General features: G+C 46.1%; 22 protein-coding genes, 1 pseudogene and 1 other annotated feature. Of the genes and pseudogenes, 16 read left to right on the forward strand and 7 right to left on the reverse strand.

Going from position 1 to position 25365, the window contains the following annotated elements:
• Positions 1-120 precede the first annotated feature (120 nt).
• The 7 genes from ACWGXJ_RS05725 to ACWGXJ_RS05755 all read left to right on the forward strand — a co-directional run bounded on the left by ACWGXJ_RS05725 (position 121) and on the right by ACWGXJ_RS05755 (position 9787).
• A complete protein-coding gene (locus ACWGXJ_RS05725) occupies positions 121-1785 on the forward strand; it encodes a PucR family transcriptional regulator (RefSeq protein WP_322159414.1) in 1665 nt (554 codons plus the stop codon).
• Between the two features lie 101 nt (positions 1786-1886).
• Positions 1887-3410 (forward strand): copper amine oxidase N-terminal domain-containing protein, encoded by a 1524-nt coding sequence (locus ACWGXJ_RS05730; protein WP_452566377.1) that lies wholly within the window; start codon positions 1887-1889, stop codon positions 3408-3410.
• A 189-nt stretch (positions 3411-3599) separates the two neighbouring features.
• Positions 3600-4910, forward strand: coding sequence for a galactokinase (locus ACWGXJ_RS05735; protein WP_452566378.1), 1311 nt, complete (start codon positions 3600-3602; stop codon positions 4908-4910).
• Positions 4911-5026: 116 nt separating this feature from the next.
• Positions 5027-5944, forward strand: a complete 918-nt coding sequence (locus ACWGXJ_RS05740; protein WP_209950039.1) for a PD-(D/E)XK nuclease family protein — start codon at positions 5027-5029, stop codon at positions 5942-5944.
• A 167-nt stretch (positions 5945-6111) separates the two neighbouring features.
• Positions 6112-6771, forward strand: a complete 660-nt coding sequence (locus tag ACWGXJ_RS05745) for an SGNH/GDSL hydrolase family protein (protein WP_254329382.1) — start codon at positions 6112-6114, stop codon at positions 6769-6771.
• Between the two features lie 141 nt (positions 6772-6912).
• Positions 6913-8253 (forward strand): CNNM domain-containing protein, encoded by a 1341-nt coding sequence (locus ACWGXJ_RS05750; RefSeq protein ID WP_442434462.1) that lies wholly within the window; start codon positions 6913-6915, stop codon positions 8251-8253.
• A gap of 262 nt (positions 8254-8515) precedes the next feature.
• A complete protein-coding gene (locus tag ACWGXJ_RS05755; protein WP_452566379.1) occupies positions 8516-9787 on the forward strand; it encodes a methyl-accepting chemotaxis protein in 1272 nt (423 codons plus the stop codon).
• Between the two features lie 93 nt (positions 9788-9880).
• Here the strand turns inward: ACWGXJ_RS05755 and ACWGXJ_RS05760 are convergent, their stop codons facing one another.
• The gene (locus tag ACWGXJ_RS05760; RefSeq protein WP_025723740.1) at positions 9881-10093 is read right to left on the reverse strand and encodes a hypothetical protein; all 213 of its coding nucleotides are present in this window, start codon (positions 10091-10093) and stop codon (positions 9881-9883) included.
• Between the two features lie 140 nt (positions 10094-10233).
• On the opposite strand from ACWGXJ_RS05760, the gene ACWGXJ_RS05765 reads away from it, so the two are divergent.
• Positions 10234-11016, forward strand: a complete 783-nt coding sequence (locus ACWGXJ_RS05765; protein ID WP_235307511.1) for a YwaF family protein — start codon at positions 10234-10236, stop codon at positions 11014-11016.
• A 137-nt stretch (positions 11017-11153) separates the two neighbouring features.
• On the opposite strand, the gene ACWGXJ_RS05770 is transcribed toward ACWGXJ_RS05765, so the two are convergent.
• The gene (locus tag ACWGXJ_RS05770; RefSeq protein WP_452566380.1) at positions 11154-11945 is read right to left on the reverse strand and encodes an SDR family oxidoreductase; all 792 of its coding nucleotides are present in this window, start codon (positions 11943-11945) and stop codon (positions 11154-11156) included.
• Positions 11946-12204: 259 nt separating this feature from the next.
• Between ACWGXJ_RS05770 and ACWGXJ_RS05775 the strand changes: the two genes are divergently transcribed.
• On the forward strand, positions 12205-13578 hold the full coding sequence (locus ACWGXJ_RS05775; protein WP_452567870.1) for an N-acyl-D-glucosamine 2-epimerase: 1374 nt from the start codon (positions 12205-12207) through the stop codon (positions 13576-13578).
• A gap of 118 nt (positions 13579-13696) precedes the next feature.
• On the forward strand, positions 13697-14368 hold the full coding sequence (locus tag ACWGXJ_RS05780; RefSeq protein WP_452566381.1) for an MgtC/SapB family protein: 672 nt from the start codon (positions 13697-13699) through the stop codon (positions 14366-14368).
• 184 nt (positions 14369-14552) lie between these two features.
• Here the strand turns inward: ACWGXJ_RS05780 and ACWGXJ_RS05785 are convergent, their stop codons facing one another.
• Both ACWGXJ_RS05785 and ACWGXJ_RS05790 read right to left on the reverse strand, forming a co-directional pair.
• On the reverse strand, positions 14553-15230 hold the full coding sequence (locus tag ACWGXJ_RS05785; RefSeq protein WP_069291265.1) for a peptidylprolyl isomerase: 678 nt from the start codon (positions 15228-15230) through the stop codon (positions 14553-14555).
• Positions 15231-15561: 331 nt separating this feature from the next.
• Complete coding sequence (locus ACWGXJ_RS05790; RefSeq protein ID WP_023987317.1) at positions 15562-15819, reverse strand: YqkE family protein; 258 nt, start codon at positions 15817-15819, stop codon at positions 15562-15564.
• A gap of 130 nt (positions 15820-15949) precedes the next feature.
• Here ACWGXJ_RS05790 and ACWGXJ_RS05795 point away from each other — a divergent pair, with 130 nt between their 5' ends.
• Together ACWGXJ_RS05795 and ACWGXJ_RS05800 are read left to right on the forward strand one after the other, a co-directional pair.
• Positions 15950-17182 (forward strand): MFS transporter, encoded by a 1233-nt coding sequence (locus ACWGXJ_RS05795; RefSeq protein WP_061831221.1) that lies wholly within the window; start codon positions 15950-15952, stop codon positions 17180-17182.
• 150 nt (positions 17183-17332) lie between these two features.
• The gene (locus ACWGXJ_RS05800) at positions 17333-17512 is read left to right on the forward strand and encodes an aspartyl-phosphate phosphatase Spo0E family protein (protein WP_061831220.1); all 180 of its coding nucleotides are present in this window, start codon (positions 17333-17335) and stop codon (positions 17510-17512) included.
• 116 nt (positions 17513-17628) lie between these two features.
• Here ACWGXJ_RS05800 and ACWGXJ_RS05805 read toward each other — a convergent pair whose 3' ends face one another.
• Positions 17629-18531 (reverse strand): DMT family transporter, encoded by a 903-nt coding sequence (locus ACWGXJ_RS05805; protein ID WP_165176562.1) that lies wholly within the window; start codon positions 18529-18531, stop codon positions 17629-17631.
• A gap of 154 nt (positions 18532-18685) precedes the next feature.
• Here ACWGXJ_RS05805 and ACWGXJ_RS05810 point away from each other — a divergent pair, with 154 nt between their 5' ends.
• Complete coding sequence (locus ACWGXJ_RS05810; protein ID WP_452566382.1) at positions 18686-19546, forward strand: TrmB family transcriptional regulator; 861 nt, start codon at positions 18686-18688, stop codon at positions 19544-19546.
• An 85-nt stretch (positions 19547-19631) separates the two neighbouring features.
• Here the strand turns inward: ACWGXJ_RS05810 and ACWGXJ_RS05815 are convergent, their stop codons facing one another.
• Positions 19632-21254, reverse strand: a complete 1623-nt coding sequence (locus ACWGXJ_RS05815; RefSeq protein WP_452566383.1) for a nucleoside hydrolase-like domain-containing protein — start codon at positions 21252-21254, stop codon at positions 19632-19634.
• 236 nt (positions 21255-21490) lie between these two features.
• A complete protein-coding gene (locus ACWGXJ_RS05820) occupies positions 21491-22573 on the reverse strand; it encodes a bifunctional 3-deoxy-7-phosphoheptulonate synthase/chorismate mutase (protein ID WP_013309063.1) in 1083 nt (360 codons plus the stop codon).
• An 88-nt stretch (positions 22574-22661) separates the two neighbouring features.
• Positions 22662-22933: a binding site (T-box leader), on the reverse strand.
• 162 nt (positions 22934-23095) lie between these two features.
• Here ACWGXJ_RS05820 and ACWGXJ_RS05825 point away from each other — a divergent pair.
• The 3 genes and pseudogenes from ACWGXJ_RS05825 to ACWGXJ_RS05835 all read left to right on the forward strand — a co-directional run bounded on the left by ACWGXJ_RS05825 (position 23096) and on the right by ACWGXJ_RS05835 (position 25340).
• A complete protein-coding gene (locus ACWGXJ_RS05825) occupies positions 23096-23956 on the forward strand; it encodes a carbon-nitrogen hydrolase family protein (RefSeq protein ID WP_061831216.1) in 861 nt (286 codons plus the stop codon).
• Positions 23957-23972: 16 nt separating this feature from the next.
• Positions 23973-24644: a GNAT family N-acetyltransferase gene (locus ACWGXJ_RS05830; RefSeq protein ID WP_061831215.1), complete on the forward strand. Its 672-nt coding sequence runs from the start codon at positions 23973-23975 to the stop codon at positions 24642-24644.
• A gap of 24 nt (positions 24645-24668) precedes the next feature.
• Positions 24669-25340, forward strand: a pseudogene (locus ACWGXJ_RS05835) (GNAT family N-acetyltransferase).
• Positions 25341-25365 lie beyond the last annotated feature (25 nt).

Raw genomic sequence — 25365 nt, forward strand, 5'->3', positions numbered from 1 at the left:
AAGGGGTGAAGCTCCTTGACATCATACATTTTGTCGGATTATCTGACTTAAAGGCTCGACTTTTTGATGAATATATGTCATATAAAATGACATAAAGACATAAGCATAAGGAGAATGCCGATGAACGGTAAAAAAACATTTACCATTGCGGATGTGCTGGAACGTCCTGTTTTCCGGCGGGCGAAGCTGGCGGCGGGGGAACAGGGCGTACATCGCCTTGTGGGTTGGGTCCATGTGCTAGAAATCACAAATGTTTCTCCGTTTGTGAGCCGTCATGACTTGATTTTGACGACCGGCCTGTGGCTCACCCGGAAGGGGGAAGAGCGTGCCGAGTATATGGAGCAACTGATCCGCTCGGAAGCCGCAGGATTGTGTGTGGAGCTGGGCACGAGCATTCATGAAATCCCCTCTGAAATTCTGGAGTTGGCGGAACGACATCACTTCCCGGTCATCGTATTTGAGCAGCCAGTACGTTTTGTTGAAATTACACAAGATATTCATTCCCTACTTATTAACCGACATCATGAACTTCTAAAAGATCTGGAGCGATTTTCACGTCAGCTTCAGCAGGAAACCCTGCGCAGCACTGATATGAACGCCCTCTTGCGTGTGCTTCATGACTATGCAGCCCGGCAGGTCATCTACATGTCTTCCATTGAAACCAATCGATTCGTACCTTCCGTCCAGCCGGATCTAGCGGACCGTATTGCAGATTTTTATGCCAATGAAGTGGAATCTAGTATGACCGCCGATCGGGAGGGGCATCTGCTGTTTCACCTGAATGAATCCACTGCCGTCTTGTTTCAGCCCGTTGTATGCTTCGGTCAGGTGTTTTCCGCAGTAGGTTTGGTACTGCATAGTGAAATGCCGACGGAAGAAATGTCGCTGCTACTCGATTACACTGCCAAGGCAGCCGCTACATTGGTGCTGAGAACACAGTTTCTTGAAGACCGATTGCTGCGTAATCAAAATGAATTGATTCAGGATGTGCTGAGCGGACAGCTTCCCAGTGAAGAACAGGCTCAGACCCGGATGGGCCTGCGATTGTTATCGAAGGGGCAGTATTTATTTTGGGCAGGGGTCATTGAGGTAGAACATCAGGACAAGGATGCCAGTCAGGTACGCAAGGAATCCATCAATCAGGATGTGCTAGTGCTGCTTCGTTCATTGTTGAAAAAAGAAACGTTGCACAACCTGCTGATGATGAAGGGAAGTCAATGCTACATCCTTTGTGCCAAGGAGGAATTAACACTGCGTTCCGCAGCTCAAATGAAAAAAGTGCTTGCCCATACTGTTCAATATATTCAGAACTATGCCGCAGGACAGCTTGATAAGGTGCGCATTCATGCAGGCTTTGGTAAGGTAAGGCATCGCATGACGGGGACGGATCGCAGTTTTGAAGAGGCATATGAGGTCATTGAAGTGGCACGAAGCGTCCCAGTTATGAAGGATCGGTTGTTTTACGACAGCATCGGAATCTATCAGTTGTTGAAGGCGGTGCCCCGCATTCCATTTCTACAAGAGTTCGTAGAGGACCATTTGGGCGAGCTGATTGCGCATGATCGTGAGCACCATATGCAGCTTTTGGATACACTGGATGCCTATTTTCAATCCCATGGCTCCAAGCGTGATACCGCCGGAATTTTGTACATTCACAGACAGACCCTTTATAATCGGCTGGATAAAATTAATGAAATCATAGAGGGAAATCTGGCAGACCCTGACAAACGTCGTTGCCTGGAAATGGCACTACTGGCTTACCGGATGCTTCAGGCTGAAAATTGATTCTAAATAACTAGTTCTATTTTCCATTCTCCTCATTTACAATGCGTGTTAACACTGAGATAATAGAAGAGATTACGGAAATATCTTGAAAGGGGATTAATATGAGTATAAAAAAATGGATCGCCGTCCCTCTTATTCTGTTAATGGTAGCTTTGACAGGTTGCCAGGCAGTAGGTGGATTTGATGTAAGTAAAAGTTTATTGGGAACACTTGATGTGAAATCCCAGCAGACAACGGAGAAAATCTCTCTTAAATTGACTCCAAAAGAAGGAATCACGCAAGGAGATAAGGAAATCGTAGATTTGATTAATTCGATTTCCGTCACTGTGGATGAAGCCAAAGTACAATCGGAGGAACTTGCTTCTGCCAAAGGTACATTGCACATCGATAAGTATAATTTGCCGTTTGAACTTGCTTTAGGCCGCCAAGGTTTGGCTATTCAACTGGAAGGTGCCAAAAAACCTTATTACATATCTTTGAACTCGCAAGAGAGTTTGAGCGGTCTGCCTGCTGGATTTGATCCATATGTATATTCCAAAGACGTGAGAGAACTGACGAAAACAGCCGCTGCACTTATGCTCAAGCATGCGCCTAACCCTTCTACCATTTCTGCAACGTCTGTAACCGAGGAAGTATACGGTGAGAAAGACAAAGTGAAACTGACCCATCTGCATGCTGAACTTCGTGGTGATGAGCTGGTAACATTGGTAAAACCGTTCCTGGCGAATCTGGCTAAGGACGAAGCAGGCTTGAAAGAGCTGATCGGGCAAGCCATTGATATGACTAAAACAATTGCTTCCGGCATGAATATTGAAGGTAGTGATAAAGTAACAGCGGAACTGAGTGCTAACAAAGAAAAAATGGTCAATGAGGCTTATACCGAAGTTAAAAAGTATTTGGATCTGGCCGTTGATCAGTATGATGTAGGCGTTAGCACCATGTATGCACAGTCCCCTGAAATCAAAACGGTCCTGAGTGCTAACACGGTTCTGAAAAGCGACATGTATTTTGATGAAAAAGGAAATGTTCGTAAAGCGGCGACAGACCTGACGGTTGCTTTGCCAGATGTGGACGGTCTTCCGGTGAAGTCCTTCACAATTCTGACCGAAACTCAATCCTGGAACGTCAATGGTAGTGTGACGGCTGATAAAGTGGATATTTCTAACGGTGTTATTGACTTGAATAAACAAGCTGAATTAACTCCGGGAGCGACGCTGCGCAATTTTGAAGCGAATTCTCCGATCTACAACATTTTAAAAAATGATTTGGAAATTACAAAAGTAGAAACAACTTTCGATCCTAAAGACGATTACTACGTCTTGGAGAATCGTGGTGGCACTGCCTTTATTCCATTGCGTGAACTGACGAGCGAACTGAGCTCCGAGTTAAAATGGGATGCAGCTGCCAAACAGACTACTGTAATTGATGATATTACAGGTAAGACGATTAAGCTGAAAAGTGGCTCCAAACAGGCTGTATTGGAAGGAAGCACATTGACGCTGCCACAAGCTCCATATACGGATGAATATGGTACATTGTATGTTCCTTTCAAATCAGTTGCCGAGGCGCTTGGCGCCACAGTAACTCGTAATAATGATGGGGAATATGTACTGAAACGCGACTAAAAAGAAATTCAAGGAACCGGCCCAATTAGGGGCTGGTTCTTTTTTTGTTATATTGGTAAAATGCTCAGTAAAGCGATTAAAATAAGCGCTTACAAATTTTAAAAGTGCCATACTTTCATACAGGGAAAATTGAGATAATGATAGTATCATTCCAGCATAGGAAAACACATACAATTAGGGGGATATACGATGAAGGATATGGAACTATTGAATTCCAGAGAGGGACAAATGGTGCTTGCCCGAATGTACGGTCAACAGCAAATCTCTGAGCAAACGACTCGATATGAATACCTTATACAGGCGTATCGGGAGCATTTTGGTGTAGGGGATATTGAACTGTTTAGTGCTCCGGGGCGTTGCGAAATTGGTGGAAATCATACAGACCACAATCACGGGAAGGTGCTGGCAGGCAGTATTACACTCGATACCATCGCTGCAGCTTCTAAAGTGGAGGAGTCTGTAATTACATTCTTTTCTGAAGGCTACAAGACGAAGTACGTCATCGATTTAACCGACTTGTCGCCAAAACCGGAGGATGACAGTACGATGCTGCTGATCCGTGGCATTGCCGCTGGTCTACTTGAATTCGGATACCGTATTGGAGGATTCCAAGCTTATATATCAAGCAATGTGTTCTCTGCTTCAGGTTTAAGTTCTTCCGCTTCTTTTGAAATGTTGATATGTACGATATTAAATCATTTTTATAACGAGGGAGCGTTAGATGCTGTTGCTAAATCCAAAATTGGTCAGTATGCGGAAAATGGCTATTGGAACAAGCCGTCGGGGCTGCTCGATCAGATGGCTTGTGCGTATGGCGGCTTGATTTCCATTGACTTTGAAAATCCCAAGGAACCGATTATAAATCCTGTTCATTGGAATTTTGAACAAAACGGATATTCCCTCGTTATTGTAAATACAGGTGGAAATCATGCTGATTTAACGGACGATTATGCGGCGGTGCCCAACGAAATGTTTGCAGTGGCTCAGTCTTTAGACGCATCGGTTTGCCGTGACTTATTGCCGGAGGATCTATATGCCAACCTTAAAATGGTCAGGGAAAAAGCAGGAGACCGTGCAGTACTGCGGGCGTTGCATTTTTTTGAAGAAAATAGACGCGTGGATGAACAGGTGAAATCACTGGAGGAGGGGCGCTTTACTGATTTCCTGAGGCTCGTTACCGAATCTGGTAATTCCTCATGGAAATGGCTCCAAAACGTATATAGAAGTGGGATTGCGCGGGAACAAGACGTATCGGTTGCACTGGCTTTAACAGAAATGTATTTAAAGTCAATAGATAACAGCGCATGCAGAGTACATGGTGGTGGCTTTGCTGGTGTCATCTTGGCGATTCTTCCGAATGATCATGTGGATGATTATAAGGAGTGGATCAGCGGCATGCTGGGAACTCCGGTACTTGTTGTCAACGTCCGTGAGGACGGTGCTGTTAATGTTAGTGATTTGATAAATGTTGAACGGACTCATTGCGAGTCTACAAACTAGTCAGTCAGTAGAAGACTTTAACCCATGGGTTAAAGTCTTCGTCCTTTTTATCGCCGATACAGCTTGGGTTTGCGTTATAATAAAGAGATGATAGTTTTAATGAAGGAGGGCCTGTCATGGCTATATACCCGTCCTGGTCCTATTCGCAATCGAGGGCTCAAACGTTCGATGAATGCTTACGCAAATACTATTATCATTATTACGGCTCGCATAATGGCTGGAATTCGGCGCAGGGCACTGAAGAGCAAGTTACGTTGTATCGGCTCAAGCAACTGAGCAACTTATATATTTTATTCGGGAATATTACGCATCAAATGTGCGAATCAGTCATACGTGGATGGATGGAAAAAGGGGCTATCCCGCGCACAGCATACCTCGAAACAGCTATGAAGAACATGTTGAATAACAGCTACAAGGAATCGCTACACCGTGAGCTATGGTTACAAGATCCGAAAAATCGCGTCATGCTGGCGGAGGTTTATTACGACGACGAGGTGCTTCCAGAACGGATCGCCCTTATTAAGGAGCGACAGCACGCGGTGATACACAATTTGTACCGTACTGCGGTTTGGCGTGAACTGCAACAGGGAAAGGCCCGAATTGTAGAAGTGGAGAAGTGGGATACGATGCTCCTTCATGAGACGAAAGTGTATGTCAAAATGGATTTGCTCTATCGTAGAGACAATGGAGACATGGTCATCGTGGATTGGAAAACAGGCAAGGAAGGCGATTTTTCCGACCAACTTTTTTTGTATGCTTCCTATGTGCAGGAGCACTATCAGCTTCCTTTGGAGAAGATTGAGGTACGTGTGGAGTATTTGATGACAGGAGAGCATGAGGTATATCGTCCCGCGCAAGAGGATATCGACAAGGTGGTTGGTAATGTCGGACGATACATCGATGAAATGAAGTCCTGTCTCGATGACGATTACTATAATCGCCCCAAGCCCGAGTCTTTCTTCACTCCGATGCCTTCACGCAGAGCGTGCGGAGGCTGTAATTTTCGTGAGGTGTGTAAGTACCGAGCGGTGTGAAATGACTCGATCGCCTTTGCCCCCGGATTCCTACCCTAATTAAGCTAGTGAATCCGGCTATATGGCAAATCTATAATTCTTCTATATTTTGAAACCGCTTTATAATTTAGAAGATGCGAGGTATGATAAGGGTATTATTGGAAAATGTGAAGGGGGAAGTTAGGAAGATGACGAGTACAGAACATGCACGTATTCTTTTTCAGGGAGATTCTATAACAGACGGAGGAAGGGGACGAAATGAGGACGCGAACCATTGGCTGGGTCAGAGCTATGTGTATCTGATCGCAGGTGCATTGGGGAGCCGTTTGACTACTACGCAGCCAGAATTTGTGAACCGGGGAATTTCGGGGGATCGAGTTTCGGATTTGTATGCACGCTGGAATGAGGACATGTTTAGCCTGAAGCCAGACCTGCTCAGTATTCTAATCGGAGTGAACGATGCCTGGCGGATCGTCGAGCAGGAGCCGTCCGGGGTGACGGACCGATTTGAACGAGCCTATCGCCACCTTCTGGAAGAAACGCGTGAAGTGATGCCCGATATCGGGCTGGTGTTGTGTGAACCGTTTATTTTGAAAACGGGAGCTACCGAGGCGCGATGGGATATTTGGCAAGAAAAAATAACGGGGTATCAGCGTATTGTACGTCAGCTTGCGGACGAATTTGGGGCCGTATTTGTGCCGCTCCAGAGCATGTTGAACGAAGCAGCTACCCAGACGGACGCCTCCTATTGGCTGCATGATGGGGTTCATCCGACAGCAGTTGGGCATCAGTTGATAGCTGATCAATGGATAGATATCGTGCAAAAGAGTCCGCTGGCGATTCGCTAACAGGGTCATACATAGTCTACTCCTTGTCATTTTTGGGTAATACACGATTATGGACATCATTACTTATGTTATGGTTCCATCCAAAAATGAATGTCAAAGGGGGTGCTTCTTGCTTCGTCATAAACGGAGCAAGAGAGGGCTATGGAAACGATAAATATCATTCTGGTTATATTACTTATCGCATTAACTGCGTTTTTTGTGGCCTCGGAGTATTCCATTATTCGTGTGCGGGTATCTCGCATCAATCAATTGGCCTCTGAAGGCAACAAAAATGCGAAAGCCGTTAAAAACATTCTGTCTCGGCTGGACGAGTATTTATCTGCTTGTCAGCTCGGAACCACATTAACCTCAATGGCGCTAGGCTGGCTAGGGGAATCAACTGTTGAACATCTGCTACACCCCCTGTTTGTATTGGCTCATATTCCGGCAGGCCTGACGGGAGTGCTCTCCTTTTTGCTGGCTTTTTTGATCTTGACCTATTTCGAGGTGGTCATTGGGGAGCTGGTACCGAAAACATTCGCTATACAGATTGCTGAACCCATGGCATTGTTTTTTGCCCGTCCGATCACGATATTTTATAAAATGACCTATCCCCTGAATTGGGTGCTCAGTCGTTCATCGCGTGTCATTACGGGTCTATTCGGGCTCAAAAAGGTATCTGAAGAAGATGCAGCACTCAGTGAAGCTGAGCTTCGTTTGGCGTTATCTGAAGGCTTTCGTAGTGGTGAAATTACACCGACAGAATATCGGTATCTGAACAATGTATTTGATTTTGACGACCGTGCGGCGCAGGAAATTATGGTACCGCGCATCCATATCCGTTCCATCTCCCACCAGGCAACAGTGGCCGAGTTCATGGAGCTGATCGAGGATAAAGTTTATAATTTTCTACCTGTAGCTGAACATGGAGACCGGGATCGTATTATCGGAATGATTCGCGTCAAGGAAGCCCTGCATGATTTGGCACGTGGGCACAGCACAGGGAATACGACGATGGCTTCTTATATTCACCCGGTGCTTCAGGTTATCGAGACGGTTCAGGCTCGGGATCTGCTGATTCAGATGCAAAAACGACGCATTCCAGTAGCGGTGCTGGTGGACGAATATGGTGGAACATCTGGACTTGTCACACTGGAGGACATTATGGAGGAAATTGTTGGAGACATTCCTTCCTATACCGACACCGAAACCCCCGCAGCGTTAACTCCACTCATTACAAAAACAGATGATCATCGTTACATACTCAAATCACAGGCGCTCATTCATGAGGTCAATCGGCGCTTGGAGACGGATATTGAGGCCGGGGACGTATATACGATTGGCGGATGGATGCTTTCAGAGCGTTTTGATATCCAGCAAGGAGAAAAGCTGACCATCGGTGTATGGGAGTTTACCGTACTGGAAAAAAACAGTCACCAAATAGACACAATTGAAGCGATTAAGAAAGCAGTCGTTGAACAGAAAAATGACAATGATTTTTAATAATGGAAATTGACTTTGTCGGTAACAGCTCGCTTAAGATGTGACGAATAGCCTGTAAAGCTTGTGATAGCGCGATTCGTCCGTTTTAAGATGCAAGCTGCTACCTGGTAACATATTGTTTTTTGTAATTAGGATAGGGGACTTAAGACTCTGTATCTTTATGCTCATAAATATATCTGTCTGTGAAAAATTCTACTAGAAATGTAGCAATTTTATGGTAAAATGGAATCAAATTTGAGTTTTTTGGGGTGGGCTACAGTACATGAAGATGTCACTAGGTACGAAAATGGTTACTGCATTTGTCTCAATTTCTGCAATAACCTATGGAACAAGCGCTTTTTTTATTTTTGTACTCAAGGACTGGCTGGCTCAAGGTACACAAGAATGGGTGTACACTTCGATCATTCTGTTATTGGGTGTCCTGTGGAGTGGCATTTTGGGCTGGTTGATCTCAAAATTACTCACACGGCCAATTGTTAGGTTGGCAAAGGCGGCAGAGGAAGCTTCGGCGGGGAATCTGTCTGTTGTAATTCCTGAACGTCGTTCGGAGGATGAAATCAAAGTTCTGTATGATGCATTTCGGCATATGATGCTGAACATTAAAGATATGTTCAATGAGATCTCGTACAGCACCAGAACAACTTCGCAAAGTGCGGAAAATCTGAGCTTGGCTATTGTGCAGGCTACCACACAAATTGAGTCCATGTCTTCGGTGGTAGAAGATATTTTGAATGGCGTGGAGCAGCAAAAGCAAGCATCTGCCCAATCTATTAAAACAGCAGACCGAATGCTGGGCGATTTTAAAATGATGCGTAGCAAATCGGGGCATATGCTGGAACTGTCAGGCCATATGGAGCATTCAGTAGATTCGACGCAGACTGTATTTTCATCCCTGATGGATGGAATGGGAGAGCTGACAGCATCACATGGTCGTTCGCAGCAGGTAATTGCACGACTGGAAAGAGAAGCTTCCCAAATTGAAGCGATTACAAGCACCGTGAAGGATATTGCCGAACAGACCCATCTGCTGGCGTTGAATGCTTCCATAGAAGCGGCGCGTGCGGGAGAAGAAGGGAACGGGTTTGCGGTAGTGGCTCACCAAATTCGCGCACTTGCCGCCCAAAGTACGGAGTCTGTGCAGCAAATAAATGCCATCGTTAGCCGTGTCCAGTCACAAATCGTAGAGACAGTGCAGTTGATGCATCAGCAAACGTCATTGGTCAGTGCTGAGGCGGAACGGACAAGCTCTGTGGATCAGACGCTGAACCGTTTGAACGCTATTGTACGTGAATTTGTCGAGAGCATCCGATTAATGGAAGAAGCCGTGACGGAGCAGACGAATCGGGTAGATCAAACCTTTGAGCAGATCCATCGTATTCAGCAAATGTCAGGGGCCTTCTCTGAAGGAGCTCATAAAATTTATAAGGCTGCTCATGAGGAGACAGCAATTATGCAGGAAATTTCGTCTTCTTCCGAGGATTTGAAAGTGCTTACGAATAAACTCATGATGAAAACACGTGGAATGCAACTATAACAGAAACCATCATGTGAGGCATGATATATACAAACAAAATATAGCCGCTATACACCGGAAAACGCAGCAAAATGGTTCCCCGGTGTGTAGTGGCTATTTTTTAATTTCAAAAAACTCACATTGTTTTCTGGGGTGGTAAGCCAGATCACTGACGCTGGATTGCACGACAATGGTTTGATCGTCAAAACGGATTATGATTCCGCCAGAGCCAATCAATTGGTCATCCTGAAATACCCGGACACGCAGATGACGTTCCAGTGCCTCGCTGAAATCCTGATCTGTAATTAAACGGCGATTAATGGCCATGAGGGTTCTCCTTTGAATATAATATCTTTTATCATAAAGGTAAGGTATGGAACAAGCAAGAAACACGGCTAGAACATAACCGGCTATTGGGTATAAAATAGAATGCAACGGAGAGAGAAAGAGATCAAAGGGGGCTAGCTATGGATAGGTCGTGGTCAGGGCCTTGGTTCGATGCCAACGCGCCAGAAGGGTTCGAGGCTTTTACTCCGTCACATGGGTTGGCTATATTGGGACTCATTGTATGCGCTTTGATGCTGTGGCTGACTCGGGGATGGATTCGGTCGAACAAGCCTATAAGCGAGGGAATTCGCTGGTTGTTAATTACAGTCCTCATTCTGTCAGAGGTGACTCTGAATATTTGGTATGTGATGCAGCATATTTGGGATATCCAGACCTCATTGCCATTAGAACTGTGCAGTGTGACACTGCTGCTATCTATCCTGATGCTCATTTTTCGAAGCCGCTGGTTATATCCGATCATCCTTTTTGCCGGAATTGGAGGGGCGCTTCAAGCCGTACTCACGCCTAATTTGGCATACGCATTTCCGCATTATCGTTTTATCCATTTTTTCATAGCTCATAGTGCTATTATTCTGGCAGCCTTGTATATGACCTGGATAGAAGGACTCCGACCGACGTGGAAGAGTGTGGGAGGAGTGATGCTTTTTCTGAATGGCCTGGCGCTGAAGGTGTGGATCGTAGACGATGCTCTCGGAGCTAACTACATGTTTCTGGCCGGAAAGCCGTCAACACCGTCGATATTAGATTTTTTAGGGCCATATCCTCTGTATATTGTGGCAGAAGAGGCCATTGCGCTCCTGTTCTTTTCTCTTCTGATGCTGTTGTTCGAGGTGCTTCCGGGAGGCAGGCTGTATGTCCGCTCACGTAAAGGAGCTGTGCATAGTGCTGACAGGTCGTCATAGAGACGACATAGAGAGGTTGTAGAGGCGTTGTAAAGCCATATAAAAGCAGCCTTTTCCACAAGTATATGACTAGGGATAAGGCTGCTAAGAAGCCTAAACAGTTGTACGAATGGGTATAACGTTCCCCATTCTAATACTTAACGCAGTAGTGATTCTGCTCCGTCTACATAAATTTCCGTACCCGATACATGAGATGACTCGTCTGAGGCGAGAAACAGGACCAGATTGGCAACCTGCTCTGGCTCACCAGGGGCATCCTCTAGCGGATGCTCTCCGCCCTTCGGAAATTCGACTGGAATTTGTACCTTCTTCAAGTCTTCCGAAGGGTACGTGTTATCGTCAATTTGCGTGTCGATAGCTCCCGGGCATATCGCGTTGACCCGAATTTTGTAACGTGCCAGCTCCAGCGCTGCCATTTTCATAAAAGCAACCTGAGCTGCCTTGGTGGAGGCGTAGGCTGAGAATCCAATACCCGAAAAGGTTCGATTACCGTTGATGGAGCTGGTAATGATAATGCTGCCACCGCGTTTTTTCAGGTAAGGGACGGCATATTTAACGGTAGCAAAGGTGCCACGAAGATTAATGTTCATCGTGCGGTCCCATTCCTCCAGCTCCAGCGTTTCAATGGGGGCCATGGTTCCGTTAATGCCTGCGTTGGCGAAGACGATGTCCAGCTTTCCGTACGTTTCCACGACTTTAGCGAACCCCTGCTGAATCATATCCGGCTTGGATATATCACATTCCAGTACAAGCGCCTCGCCGCCAGCCTGCTCGATGATTGCTTTGGTCTCCTCTGCATGCTTGGGTGTCCGATCCAGCATGACCACCTTGGCGCCTTGTTCTGCAAAACGGATCGCGGTCGCCTTGCCAATTCCTGAACCTCCACCACTGACCACTGCTATCTTTCCTTGCAATCTCTGCTCTGCCATTGACTATTCCTCCCATTCCGTTCATAAACTAAACCTGACTCGTTATTCCATACCTCTGGACGTTGAGGGTGAAACAGTCACAGCTGGATTTCACCCCATTTGCGAAATATGGTAACATAGGCGAACCAGCAGGAACTTGTAGCAAAAATATATAGCAGGAACAAGTATGGAGAAGACCGAGTGACGGAGGTGGATCGAATTGAGCTATAACGCAAATGACCGACCCGAATCGACAGACGCTATAGCACTGACCGGAAAAATGAAACCGTGGGCACTAAGCGGCCCCAGTATTCAAATCGATCCGTTGTTTCCCTATTACGCCAACCGTTCGCGGGACAGTATAGCAGATGAGATCGCCCTTGCGGGCTACCAGACCGTTCATTATTTTGTCGTACGTGAAAATGAAGTGGATGGAGCGCTTGTTGCTGCTTTTCAACGCAGAGGCATAGCGGTGTGGGCAATGGTGCTAGGCAACGGTTCTTTTGGCGTGTCCCAGCTGCCGCCGGAGTGGAAAGAATGGCGCATGAAGCTCCTGCGCGAACCGAACGACGGATTTCAGCGGCTTTCGCATTTTGCCCAGGAGTATGTGGAATGGAAAAAGAACGCCGCTGCCCGGCTCGTCACCGACATTCCGTTCGACGGGTTCGAGGTGGCGGAGCCTTATTTCCCCGAATGGAACGGGCTGCGCAGTGGAGTGTACGGGGATATTGGGCCGCATGCACAGCGTACCTTTCGCGAGCGCAGCGGTGAGAACATTCCGGATTTCCGCGACAAGCATGCGCGGAATTACTACCGGAAGGTTCCGAACCTGTACGCGCAGTGGGTCGACCTGCGCGTGGACGCCGTGAACGGCCTGATCAGCGAGCTGGTGAACGGCGCAGGCGGTGTGCGTGATGTCCGGCCGGACATCTGCGTGGCGACATGGTCGCTTGCTGTGAGCGGGCGCGGCGATGTTCCCGGCCAGCTGCGGGAATGGCAGGGTCTGGACGCGGTAGCCATGATCGGGTGCGTCGCCCCGGATATGCACGTACTCCAGACCCATTGGCCGGACTGGATGCGCCGCCGTCTGCCGCCACAGTATATTCGCGGCTACGCCCGCATCGCGCAGTCGATTCGCGCCGCTTATCCGAGCCTGCCCCTCGGGGTACAGGCGGATATCGGTTCGCTCGCGCGGATGGTTCGAGACCGCGAGTGGACGCGGCGGTTCGGGGCTACCGCCCTGGAGGGCGACTACGACGCCTGGACCGCCTATGAATACCATTTGGGTGGTTACATGTACGATGAGCCGCCCAAACCGCTAAGGGCGGAACGTTCAGCCGAAGATGAGGTGGTTATTTCTTTCAGCAAGCGAATTGCCACGCCGTCTGTAGATGAGCTGCGTATTTGGAGCCGGGAGGACAGAGCAGGTACAACATGCGACCTGAGCCGCCACCTAAGGAACGATTCACTAACGCTGCTGGAGCTTGTGGATGCCGTAGCAGACGGAAACCGTCTATTGCTGCGTGTACGCAATTTACCAGCGGGGGCGTTCAGCTTGCGCCTTGATGGTGTGCAGGATACACCGCAGCTATGGCTGCTCAAGGGAAGGAAGGCACACCGCAATCTGCCAGAGGATGAAGTGAGGGTTCCTTAAAATTTGGGTAATAACAAAATAACAGCTGTATAAATGGCTCATTTGCCGTAGCATTTTTGAATTGTATACTTTGAGGCAACATCTTTCAAAACATAAACTATAGTGGAGTGAAAAAAGTATGTGGGATTGGGATTATCTGATTCGGGTTATGTTTGCAGGATTATGTGGCGCGTTAATCGGCTATGAGCGCAAAAGTCGGATGAAGGAAGCGGGCATTCGCACGCATTTCATTGTCGGTATTGGCGCAGCGCTCATGATGGTGGTATCCAAATATGGTTTTCAGGATCAAGCCGTCTGGTCTAACCTGTCGCTGGACCCCTCCAGAATAGCAGCGCAGGTTATAAGTGGAGTGGGCTTTATCGGCGCAGGGATGATTTTTACACAAAAAAATAGAATTAAAGGACTGACCACTGCCGCAGGCATCTGGACTACCGCCGGAATCGGTATTGCCGTAGGTGCAGGGATGTATGGACTTGGTGCAGGTGTAACGTTGTTTATTTTAGCGGCTCAGTCCTTGCTCCATAGCCGTTTTTATCAGATGGCTACCCCGTCCACGCAACAAGTAGTTGTTCAGGTCGACAATGAGCCGGGCGTACTGAATCGGATCAAAGAACTGCTGAAGCACAAGAAGCTGACGATTCACAGCTTTCACGTCGAGCGCATCAATAACAATGAGCAGTTGGTTATTCATATGCTCTTAAAGCTGTCCCGGTCAGAGGGAGTGGAGGAACTGCTGTCACTGCTTCAAGAGATGGAAGGTATTCGTTCAGTCGAGACCAAGTCCAATTAGACGAATTTACTGCTCATACAGTAGCTTTTTTGTCGAACGCTGACGGCTTTTATAACGAAAAAAAACTTTAGAAATAATGATTGAAAACGCTTCCTTTTGTGTATATACTCTTACTACATCACAGAGGCAGTAGCCAAACAAAGACCCCATGCATATGCACAGGGCCGTTGTTATCATCCAGATATTACTTTACTTTGACTGGAGCTGGATATTTTTTACCCAGCGTATCCACAGTGACTTTTTTCATCGTAGCCGGTTGGATCGGTTTGTCATTGCTATCCCGTTTGGAGTTGACGATAGCATCGACCACATCCAACCCGGACGTTACTTTACCGAAAGCGGCATATTGACCGTCGAGGTAGTCCGCATCGGCAACCATGATGAAAAATTGCGATCCGGCCGAATCCAGATCCGCTGAGCGGGCCATGGATAATACGCCACGTGTATGTTTGAGTGTATTGTTAACACCATTGCTCTTGAATTCGCCTTTGATACTGTAGCCGGGGCCACCTGTACCGTTACCTTGCGGATCACCACCCTGAATCATAAAGCCTGGGATAACACGGTGGAAAATGGTACCGTTATAGGCTCCCTTTTGCACCAAAGAAATGAAATTGTTAACCGTGTTCGGTGCTACTTCCGGATACAGCTCAAGCTTAATTTTCTTGCCATCATTCATGACAATCGTGACAATCGGATGGGAAACAGCCTTGTTCTTGTCTTTAGTCGCAGCAGGAGTTGTAGTGCTTGTCCGGCTGGCAGCTTCCACATCGGCCGCTTTTGTACCGCATCCAGCAACCAGCACGAGCATGATGGCCAGTAGGCACAGCGTGTACCATGGGCGTATCGTTTTTCGGTTCATTGATATTCCTCCTGAAAGGTTGGATGATGTAACATCCTAATTTTAAAGTTTGGGGGCAGCGCAGAACACTTTTCCATTTTCTATCATACCTTTTTTGCTGGGGATAAGGAAATACGGGTTTGAAAGCCGTATTCTTGACCCATACTGCTGCTATTCCCAAGGAAAGGGGCAGGATCATGATGGAGGTAGACAAAAAGCTGGCGAAAGGTCTCATATGGGGTATGGCGTTCAGTCTGCCGGTTTGGGTAGGGGTGCTGTACTCAGTACAACATATTCGTGACTGGCTATAACATAAAGCGTAAAGATAGGCCAAAACCGTTATGGTTTTGGCTTATTTGTATTTGTGCCAGTCCAAATTGCTGTTATTCAGCAGATGCTCAAAGTTGTTATCCAGCTTCTTCTGTTCAGCTTTTTTTGCTTCGACGGCACGCTGCCGTTCGTCTTCTTTACGCTTGTCCTGTTCGGCTTGGGCTTCATTGGCTTGAGCCTTAAGTTTATTCAGCACATCCTGACTCAACAGATCCTTTAACGTAGCAGGTTTGTCCTGAGCCGCAGGAGCAGGGGAAGACGAATTTCTCTTCTTAGCCATGTCATCAACTCCATTCCATTCGATTATATCAGCTTCTTCACGGTTGTTCCACGATTGAAGGATGAGGGGGCGGTAGACTTTTCTAATTTAGAGGGTAATAATGGAATGAGCAGAAGGGACGTGTGGCATCATGCATCTATATTGGAAGCGAAATCTGGTCATTTTGTGGATTGGAGTATTGTTTTGCAGCATGGCCTATTCCGTGTCTATTCCGTTTTTACCTATATTTCTGAATACGGAAATGGGTGTAAATGATCATCTGGAACTGTGGTCGGGGATTGCCTTTGGAGTCACTTTTTTAGCCAGCGCGCTGATTGCCCCATTTTGGGGTTCACTTGCGGATAAGTATGGACGTAAGCCGATGCTGATTCGTTCAGGCTTTAGCCTGGCGGTGTTGTACCTGATATGTGCTTTGGTGACAGATCCATATGTGTTCGTAGGAGTACGGTTGTTTCAAGGCCTACTATCCGGGTTTATTCCTGCTGCGATTGCGCTGGTCGGAACAGGTTCGCCTGAGGAGAAAACCGGCTATGCACTCGGTATTATGGCGACCGCTGGGGCGACAGGCAGCATTATAGGTCCGTTAATTGGCGGTGTGGTGAGCCATTATTATGGCAATCGGAATGCCTTTTTTTTCTCAGCGGCTCTTGTACTGGTATCTGCGTTAATTGCGACCTTTGGCGCTAGAGAGGACAGCTTCAAGGGAACCAGTACCCGCTCGCATGTTCGTGATGATATCAAGGAGGCTATTGCTAATCGGCCTTTGTGCTTTTTGCTTATTCTGGCGGGATTAAGTACCTTTTCCGTCATGATATTGGAACCGTTAATTACGGTATATGTGCTTGAAATGGGAGTTGACCGTAGCCAGGCGTCTTTAAGTTCCGGGATTGTATTCTCAGCCGTAGGCATCGCGGCGGTGCTGATGGCTCCCCGATGGGGACGGATTGGAGGACGGACCGGATTTGCACACGTGCTGCTGATTGGGCTGATCGGTTCGGGAATCGGGAATATCTTACAATTTTTTATAACCAACTTTGTTGGTTTTGGTGCGCTTCGGTTTGGATATGGATTGTTTTATGCGTCCGTCATGCCTGCTATCAACGCGATGACTGTGGAGGTCACCAAGCCGGAGTTTCGCGGACGAGCCTTTAGCTTGAGCCAATCAGCCACTCAACTCGCGACAATGGCAGGGCCGTTGATTGGCGGCATGCTTGGCAGCTGGATGCCGATCCGCTGGATCTTCGTGTTAAACGGTGGCATACTGCTGCTTGCAGCGTTGTTGCTAGGGGTGAAGGGGAAAAACGTGTTCCCGGTTTCAGCCAAGAAGAACGTCACGGATCAGGATATTCATTCTGCCGGATAAGCGAATCACACAGGATTGTCGAAGAGGACAACCTTAGAGCTCATAGAGCAGGTCTTTTTTTGTGTTATTAGATAATTATCCCAAACCTTTACTTTTAGTATACTTATTCATAACCCTCTACACTGATAATATGACAAGGAGGGATATATTATGATAAGAGACGACATTTTGTGTCAACAGCTTGAGAAAGCTCGTCAAAAGCTGTATATTTTGCAAGCAAAACATGGTTTTAATCATGCCAGTGTGCTCAGACAGTCTGTAATTATGGATAACCTCATCAATCAATATAACCACCTTTTTTATATAAAAGAAAAAAAGCCAACTGCATAAATGGAACCGATGGGCGAGAAACTTTTGGTGAGGTCACTCGCCCTTATATTGTAGCGCTGATACTTATAACAACGATGCTTGTCTTAACTTTTATAACTAGTGTGCAATCTTTCATTTTAGGTACGATTTGTTTGATGTGCACTCAGTAAAACACCGATAATAACGACCAAACCGCCAATGATTTGGCGCCATGTAATTGTTTCTTGCAAAAGCAACACAGAAAATAAGACTCCAAATATCGGAACCAAATTCATCAGAGAAACGGAACTACTCGGTGACAGCTTGATTAATCCGTAATTGTAGAGCAAAAATGCGATAACGGAGCAGAATACACCCAGATATACTAACAACATAAACGATCCGGTTGTCGGAACCTGCCAACGATCCTTTTCTAATAGAGCCAACGGTATGAAAAAGATACTCCCTGCAACAGTTTGATAAAAAGATAACGTCACAGGCGGATATTTGTCCACAACCTTGCGCGTCATGAAAGTGTAAAACGCCCACGCAAAACCCGTCCCGATTAATATTAAATTTCCGATTAGTTGATTCTTACTATCCGAACTTTCGCCAACTGAAGTCAACAAATATACCCCGATCATGGCCAGTGCTATGCCGCAAATTTTATATTTGGATATTTTCACTTTATACAAAATAAGTTCAAGCAGCGACGTAATTGCGGGATATGATGCAACAATTAATGCTGCGTTGGAAGCGGTAGTCAGGCTAACCCCTATATTCTCCATTGAAAAGTAGAGAGTGATCCCCAAAACACCACTAAACGAAATCGTAGCCAAATCTTTTGGCTTTACTTTGACATGTTCCTTTTTAATCAGCAAAACGATACCTAGCACAACGGAAGCTATAATAAATCTGGATAGACCCAAGGTAAGAGGGGGGAACGTCGTGTAGGCTGCTTTGGTGGCAATAAACGATGTACTCCAGATCAATAGGGCCAGAATCGTAGAACCGTAGTAAATGCGGTTGCTTTCGCTGTGATGAGCTATGACTTTGTTCAAGTTAAATCCTCCCTGAAGTAATTCCCTGTGAAATATAATAGTTGCTACTATAGTGACTACTATAAAAACGTTACTAAAAAGATAGTGTGTATATCAGTTTTTGTCAAGGGGAAGTGATATAGTAAGGATGAACACGAATTGAGGAGAAGACGTCATGAAACCAAAACCAAATATATTAGAAATTCTACGAGATTTGAATTTTAGTGAATATGAAGCCAAGGCTTATGTGACCTTATTGGAAAGCTCTCCACTTTCGGGATACGCCGTTTCATTGAATTCCGGGGTACCGAGATCCAAAATTTACGAGGTTTTGTCTGGAATGGTTAACCGTGGGGATGTCATGGTCAGTCAAGAAAATACGCCTCTGTATGTGCCGCTTCCGCCACATGAATTGATTGCCCAGAGAAAACGCAAAGCAGAGCAAATTTTCAATGTGGCGCAAGAGAGTTTGGAGCAGTACACAGCATCATTTCAGAATAGAGAGAATATTTGGAATATTTCGGGGTATGAAGCCATTATCAATCGCATAAATGAAGGGGTAAAGGGAGCAAAACACCGAATTTTATTGGAAATTTGGAAAGAGGATGCCGAGGTGTTCCGAGATGCCTTAGAGCAAGTCGCTCAACAAGGAATTGAAGTGATCATTGTAGCGTATGGGGAGCTTAACTTTGATTTCGCTACTGTTTACCGCCATGATATGAGTGAGGAGATTACGTCTGAAATTGGTGGTCGGTGGATTGTACTTAGCGTAGACGACCGGGAGGTCGTAGCTGGCATACTTTCACTTGGTGATGACAGCCGCGCTGCATGGACGTTGCATCCGGGGCTGGTGATGCCGATTACTGAAGTGATTATTCATGATATTTATATCATGGAAATCCTATATGAGTTCCGTGAACAATTAGAGGAGAAATTCGGCCCTAATCTAATTCATCTTCGCAATAAATTTGCTATGGGTCCGAATGGCAAAGGATATTATATTCCTTTGACTGAAAAAAGCATTAAACGTGTATAGAGATTGTCCTAGGTTCGATGTGCAAAAATAAACAGGCCCATGGAGTGTTATTCCATGAGCCTAATTTTATTGATGTTGTGTTCTATTATTTTACGGTTATAATCACACGTTGATAATGCTTTAAAGGATGTTTACCATTGTCCTGTACCTCTGCGATGATATGAATCGTATTTCCAGACTTAGCATCTGCAGGAACTGTGAAACTTGCTGTATTTGTGTCACTTCCTTGCAAGTCAATCGTGTTTACTTTCTCGCCTTTAGCTACTTCTCGATGAAGTCCGAGCTGCATATCACCCAGCATTTCAGGTTTAACTTGAGCGGGTTGGACTTTAGAATCTTCATACGTGTCGGCTTCAAAATATCTCCACCATTTGTAAGTCAATTGATCACCGTCGGGATCTGCACCTTCTGCATGCAGGGTTATTTTCTCCCCTGGACTTGCCGTTAGGTCTATTCCTTCTTTAATGGCCAATGTTGGATTATGGTTGGCATCTTTGTAGTCGGATGCAATAGCCCAATCTGCACGAGCAGCAAAGTCATTTTGAATATCATCAAACCAACGCATCAGAGAATATTCTGCTTCAAATTTTTTCGTATGCACATCATAATCTAACACGGTATTTCTAAATAGTTTATCGTTAACGACACCGAAACGACCTCCCCAACCACCATAGGTTGGGTTTTCCATACTCCGCAATTCGTTATCAATTAAATAGAAGAAGGATGGAGAATCACCTTCAGAAATAAAGTCATACTTGTCGTATTGTGGATTTTTCTTTAAGTAGGCTTCACTGCCTCTTTGTTCTTCATCCAACTCGCCTTTGATGATATTGCCATCGCCCATCAAGGCATACATATTGAGCAACTTGCCATGACCCTCTTTAATATTTTTGAAATTCCATTCCCCGTGCAACTTGCTGTTTACTTCTTCTGTGTGCATTTTCCAAGCATAAGCGAAATGCCAGAAGTTAGATTGATCATTAATAATTCTGATGTCAGGCCAATTTTTAGCGATGTAATTATTGTAGCTATCGTCCTGGTCCAGAATGATGTACAGTACGAGTTTATCACTTACTTTTTTTCGAATCGTTTCCCATTGATCTGTATTTCTATATTCGTCTTCAATGGACTTTAAAGCTCTGGCCGTGGTATTGGTTCCACCCCAAGTTTGTACGTATAAATCTCTTTTGTCATTGTCCAGGAAAAGCGCTTTAAGGAAATTGGAGCCTTCCGTTTCTTTGTCCATTTCACCTTTATTTGAAATGTTACCTATTTTGGTAACGCTCTTGATATATTCAGGCTTTGGATATCCCTCGGCATGTTTAATTAAGTTGGGATAAATCTCTCCGTAGGCATCAATCATATCCGTTACCCATTGGGTTCCGGTCCATCTAAATGGCTTGATACCAGCTTTTTCATCACCTGCATAATGATATACAGAGCTAGTCAGTACAATCCCGGACAAATCCATTTCATTGGAATAAAGAAGGAAGCGAATGACAGAGTTCATATCATCTACTTCTCCATCGGTAGTGATCACCGTTCTGGCCTTGGTAGTTTTATTTTCTACTTTATTTTCCGTTTGTTTTTCTGTTGGAGCAGCGCTTTCATCTTTCACAATGGCGGGCGCCTTACCACTGCAACCACTGATGATCAGAATACATATCATGGTTAATAGAAAAATGCTTAACCCTTTTCTTTCTCTCATTTCTGTTCCCCTCTCTGAACGTTCCTATGATGTTTTTTGTGGATTATAACCATGTAGGTATTCTTTTTATTCAAGAATTAGGCATAAAAAAAACCTAAACATATATATGTCTCAACAAAAGTCGAGCATATATACATTTAGGTTTTGCCTGCATGATCAGTCACAATCCTGATCCAATTTTACATCATTATCTGAGGAAATGAAAGCGGTTTATGAATGCCGGCATAAAATTAGTTTTACGCTTTGAATAAACCGGATTCTTTGACTTCAGACAGGAAGTTGTGGAACTCAGGAATGTTCAGCTGTTGCTGAGCATCAGACAAAGCGACTGCCGGGTTCGGGTGAACTTCCACCATGATACCGTCAGCTCCAGCAGCTAGGGCAGCTTTGGCGCAAGGGGCCAGGATGTCCTTACGTCCTGTAGAGTGAGTCACGTCTACCAATACAGGCAGATGGCTTTCCTTTTTCAAAATCGGAACAGCGGAAATATCCAGCGTGTTACGCGTCCATTTTTCGTACGTACGAATACCGCGTTCAATCAGCATGACTTGCGTGTTACCACGGGAAACGATGTATTCAGCAGCATGAAGGAACTCTTCCATTGTGGCAGCCAGTCCGCGCTTGAGCAGAACCGGAGTTCTGGTTTCACCCGCAGCTTTGAGCAATTCAAAGTTGTGCATGTTGCGCGCACCAATTTGGATAATATCGATGTATTGGATCGCTTCCTCCAAATGTCTTGGATCGACGATTTCACTGATTGTAGCCAGCCCGAACTCGTCGCCTACACGTTTGAGAATTTGCAGTCCTTCCACGCCCAGTCCTTGGAAATCATACGGGGATGTACGTGGTTTGAACGCACCACCACGTAGAATCGGCACACCGGCTTCCTTGAGAGCCGCACCTACTTCACGAGTTTGCTGGTAGCTTTCCACCGAGCAGGGACCTGCGACCATAATGGAGGCTTTGCCGCCCACCAGCGTATCTTTAACCTTAATAACTGTACTATCCGGTTGATTTTTGCGGCTGACGATCAGATGTTTTTTGTGTTCTTCTTTTTGATAGTTCAAAGAAGCCTTGAAAATATTTTTGAACAGCTGGCGAATCGTAGCATCGTCAAATGGTCCACGGTTAGCCGCGATCAGCTTGTCCAGCATTTGTTGCTCGCGTACCGGATCAAAGTCAGGTACCCCTTGAGCTTCCTTCAATTTTCCAAGTTGTCCCGCCAGTTCAGCGCGTTGGGACAGCAACTCCAGCAATTGCAAATTTGTAGCATCGAGCTGTTCCCGCAACAGCTCCAAAGAATTTTCATTTGTAGACATACAGTACACCCTTCCCGAATTTAAATTTGTTTTTTCTGTTAGCCCATGGACTTTTTTTTGCAGAAAATAACACAAAAAGGCATTCGCCGCAAGGGACGAATGCCGTGGTACCACCCTAATTACAGAAGTATACATACGAATCGTCAACGTCGTTCAGTCGACGGCAGTAACTTCTGATCTTGATGCCCGTAACGGGGGCTTCCGGAAACCTCTACTGCGGACAAAGGAATGAATCCTTCTGTCGGTTCAAGGCTCGACTCGGGAGTGAATTTCAACGCGGGATTGCGGTACGCTCTCAGCAATTCGTACCTTTCTGTGGGAATCCGTTAAACGTCTACTTGTCTCCGTCGATGTCTTTGTTCATGGTATTCAAAAGATTTGACCTTATTTTAAACAAAGTAGGTGCAGAAGGCAAGCCCTGATTATCAGGTTCAAGTTTTCGCACCGTTTTGAATCGGTTATAATGTGAACAGCAACGGGACCCCCTTGCAATCTAAAAGACGTGATGTCCGAGGAGGAATTATGAGCAAAATCAGAGTATCGGCGGTTCAATATCACCTGCATACGATTGACTCATTCGAGCAATTTGCCCTGCAATCGGAGCATTATATCAAAACAGCGGAGGAATTTGGCGCGGAATTTGTTCTGTTTCCCGAGTTTTTTACGACCCAGCTTATGTCGATTGGTGACAGTGAAGGCAAAGCTCTGACGATCAACGACCTGCCGGATTTTACGGACCGGTACCTTGAATTATTCACTTCGTTCGCACGTCGAACCGGGATGCATATTATCGGTGGCACTCATGTAGTTAGGAGAAACGAACGTTTATATAATACGGCACATTTGTTTTACCCGGACGGGCGTGTGGCCACTCAGGACAAAATTCACATTACACCGACAGAGGTGCATGAATGGAATATGGCTCCCGGTGAGGGGCTGAATGTGTTTGAGACGTCCAAGGGCACCATAGCGATGCTGACCTGCTATGATATTGAATTTCCTGAAATCGTTCGCATGGCGAAGACCAAGGGAGCAGATATTATTTTCTGTCCTTCCTGTACGGACGATCGTCACGGATTTTACCGGGTACGGTATACAAGCCACGCCAGAGCGGTTGAAAATCAGGTGTATGTCGTTTTAACGGGGACTGTCGGCGCTTTGTCTACGGTTGATTTTATGCGTGCCAATTATGGACAAGCCGCAGTCATTACACCCAATGACATTCCTTTTCCGCCACGCGGCATTATGGTGGAGGGTGAACTGAACAACGATATGATTGTGACAGCAGATCTCGATTTGCAGCTGTTGTACGATGTGCGCGAGCGGGGCTCGGTTACAACCTGGCGTGACCGTAGAACAGATTTATACACAGACTGGAGCTAATGAAAGGAAATAAGCCATGTATCGCAAAGAATGGTTCATCTTTGACGGCGATCGACCGCTACGGGCGGTGATTCGTAATTATTCTACAGCCGATTATGAGGGGTTGCTGCGTATTCAGCAGGAGAGCTTCCCCCCACCTTATCCGCAGGAGCTGTTATGGAGCCGGGAGCAGATTGCCAGCCAGACAGAGCATTTTGCAGATGGAGCGCTGTGTGTGGAAATTGAGGGGGAACTGGCGGGTTCGGTAACCAGCCTACTGATGCATTATAACCCCGAACATCCCCAGCATACATGGGATGAAGTAGCGGATGACGGTTATATTCGTACGCACTGTGAGGACGGCAAGGCGCTGTATGTGATTGATTTGGCGGTACGTCCTGCTTACCGCAGATTGGGTCTGGGCAAATGGCTGATTTTTTCCTTATATCATCTTGTGATTGAACGGAGACTGGATCGTTTGCTGGGCGCGGGGCGTATGCCTGGTTATCAGCATCATGCCGACCAATTGAGCGCAGAAGCGTATGTGGATGCCGTAGTGTCTGGTGAGCTGAAGGACCCGGTATTAACTTTTCTGCTTCGTTGCGGACGGGTGCCCGTTTGTATCCTGCCGAATTATTTGGATGATGAACAATCGCGTAATTATGCTGCCCTCATGGAATGGCGAAATCCGTTTCATACCCATCACTAATTGTAGAGGAGCGTGTCCTATCCTATGGAATATCATCGCATTACTCATATTGAAGACCCCTTGTTTGCGAGCATGCATCAGCTAATGCAGAGAGTATTTCCACCAGAGGAAGTGCTAGAGTACAGTCTGTGGAAGGAACCGCTGGAAGACCCGGGTATTCGTGTCTTTGTTGCGGTACAGGATGATAAGGTAGTTGGTGCAACAGAGTATCGTTATTATGAGGACTTTAATGTAGCTATGACAGATTTTACGATCATCGGACAATCGGGACTGGGCATTGGCCGTTTTCTTTGGACACGACGCCAGAATGACTTGCACGCGCTTGCTCAGGCCAGCGGACAGCAGTTGCAGGGGATGTTTGCTGAAATCTATGACCCTTACCGTGGCAACGAGCATCCCTTTGGTGGTGTCAAGCCAATGGACCCGTACGTGCGACGTGAGGTGCTATCTCATCTGGGCTATAAGCGTTTGGATCTGTACTACGTACATCCGTCCTGGAATAACGATGGTGTAGCAGTAGAAGGGCTGAATTTAGGCTTTATGCCTTAGGATGATAGCATGGAAGAAGTGAGCGCCAAATTGGTGGCAGCTTTCCTACGTCGTTACTATACAGTATTGCCGAACAAGCCTGCTGTCTGGAACGAAATGATAGATGGATTGGAAGCCAAATCGACAGTAGCATTGCTGCCATTGTAAACATGTGAAGTTCAAAAGGGTGCAC

Source organism: Paenibacillus sp. S33 (assembly GCF_053615415.1).

Bases quoted from the DNA above. Each gene is read 5' to 3' on its own strand.
- ACWGXJ_RS05725 (WP_322159414.1), top strand. From the start codon at position 121: ATGAACGGTAAAAAAACATTTACCATTGCGGATGTGCTGGAACGTCCT.
- ACWGXJ_RS05730 (WP_452566377.1), top strand. From the start codon at position 1,887: ATGAGTATAAAAAAATGGATCGCCGTCCCTCTTATTCTGTTAATGGTA.
- ACWGXJ_RS05735 (WP_452566378.1), top strand. From the start codon at position 3,600: ATGAAGGATATGGAACTATTGAATTCCAGAGAGGGACAAATGGTGCTT.
- ACWGXJ_RS05740 (WP_209950039.1), top strand. From the start codon at position 5,027: ATGGCTATATACCCGTCCTGGTCCTATTCGCAATCGAGGGCTCAAACG.
- ACWGXJ_RS05745 (WP_254329382.1), top strand. From the start codon at position 6,112: ATGACGAGTACAGAACATGCACGTATTCTTTTTCAGGGAGATTCTATA.
- ACWGXJ_RS05750 (WP_442434462.1), top strand. From the start codon at position 6,913: ATGGAAACGATAAATATCATTCTGGTTATATTACTTATCGCATTAACT.
- ACWGXJ_RS05755 (WP_452566379.1), top strand. From the start codon at position 8,516: ATGAAGATGTCACTAGGTACGAAAATGGTTACTGCATTTGTCTCAATT.
- ACWGXJ_RS05760 (WP_025723740.1), bottom strand. From the start codon at position 10,093: ATGGCCATTAATCGCCGTTTAATTACAGATCAGGATTTCAGCGAGGCA.
- ACWGXJ_RS05765 (WP_235307511.1), top strand. From the start codon at position 10,234: ATGGATAGGTCGTGGTCAGGGCCTTGGTTCGATGCCAACGCGCCAGAA.
- ACWGXJ_RS05770 (WP_452566380.1), bottom strand. From the start codon at position 11,945: ATGGCAGAGCAGAGATTGCAAGGAAAGATAGCAGTGGTCAGTGGTGGA.
- ACWGXJ_RS05775 (WP_452567870.1), top strand. From the start codon at position 12,205: ATGAAACCGTGGGCACTAAGCGGCCCCAGTATTCAAATCGATCCGTTG.
- ACWGXJ_RS05780 (WP_452566381.1), top strand. From the start codon at position 13,697: ATGTGGGATTGGGATTATCTGATTCGGGTTATGTTTGCAGGATTATGT.
- ACWGXJ_RS05785 (WP_069291265.1), bottom strand. From the start codon at position 15,230: ATGAACCGAAAAACGATACGCCCATGGTACACGCTGTGCCTACTGGCC.
- ACWGXJ_RS05790 (WP_023987317.1), bottom strand. From the start codon at position 15,819: ATGGCTAAGAAGAGAAATTCGTCTTCCCCTGCTCCTGCGGCTCAGGAC.
- ACWGXJ_RS05795 (WP_061831221.1), top strand. From the start codon at position 15,950: ATGCATCTATATTGGAAGCGAAATCTGGTCATTTTGTGGATTGGAGTA.
- ACWGXJ_RS05800 (WP_061831220.1), top strand. From the start codon at position 17,333: ATGATAAGAGACGACATTTTGTGTCAACAGCTTGAGAAAGCTCGTCAA.
- ACWGXJ_RS05810 (WP_452566382.1), top strand. From the start codon at position 18,686: ATGAAACCAAAACCAAATATATTAGAAATTCTACGAGATTTGAATTTT.
- ACWGXJ_RS05815 (WP_452566383.1), bottom strand. From the start codon at position 21,254: ATGAGAGAAAGAAAAGGGTTAAGCATTTTTCTATTAACCATGATATGT.
- ACWGXJ_RS05820 (WP_013309063.1), bottom strand. From the start codon at position 22,573: ATGTCTACAAATGAAAATTCTTTGGAGCTGTTGCGGGAACAGCTCGAT.
- ACWGXJ_RS05825 (WP_061831216.1), top strand. From the start codon at position 23,096: ATGAGCAAAATCAGAGTATCGGCGGTTCAATATCACCTGCATACGATT.
- ACWGXJ_RS05830 (WP_061831215.1), top strand. From the start codon at position 23,973: ATGTATCGCAAAGAATGGTTCATCTTTGACGGCGATCGACCGCTACGG.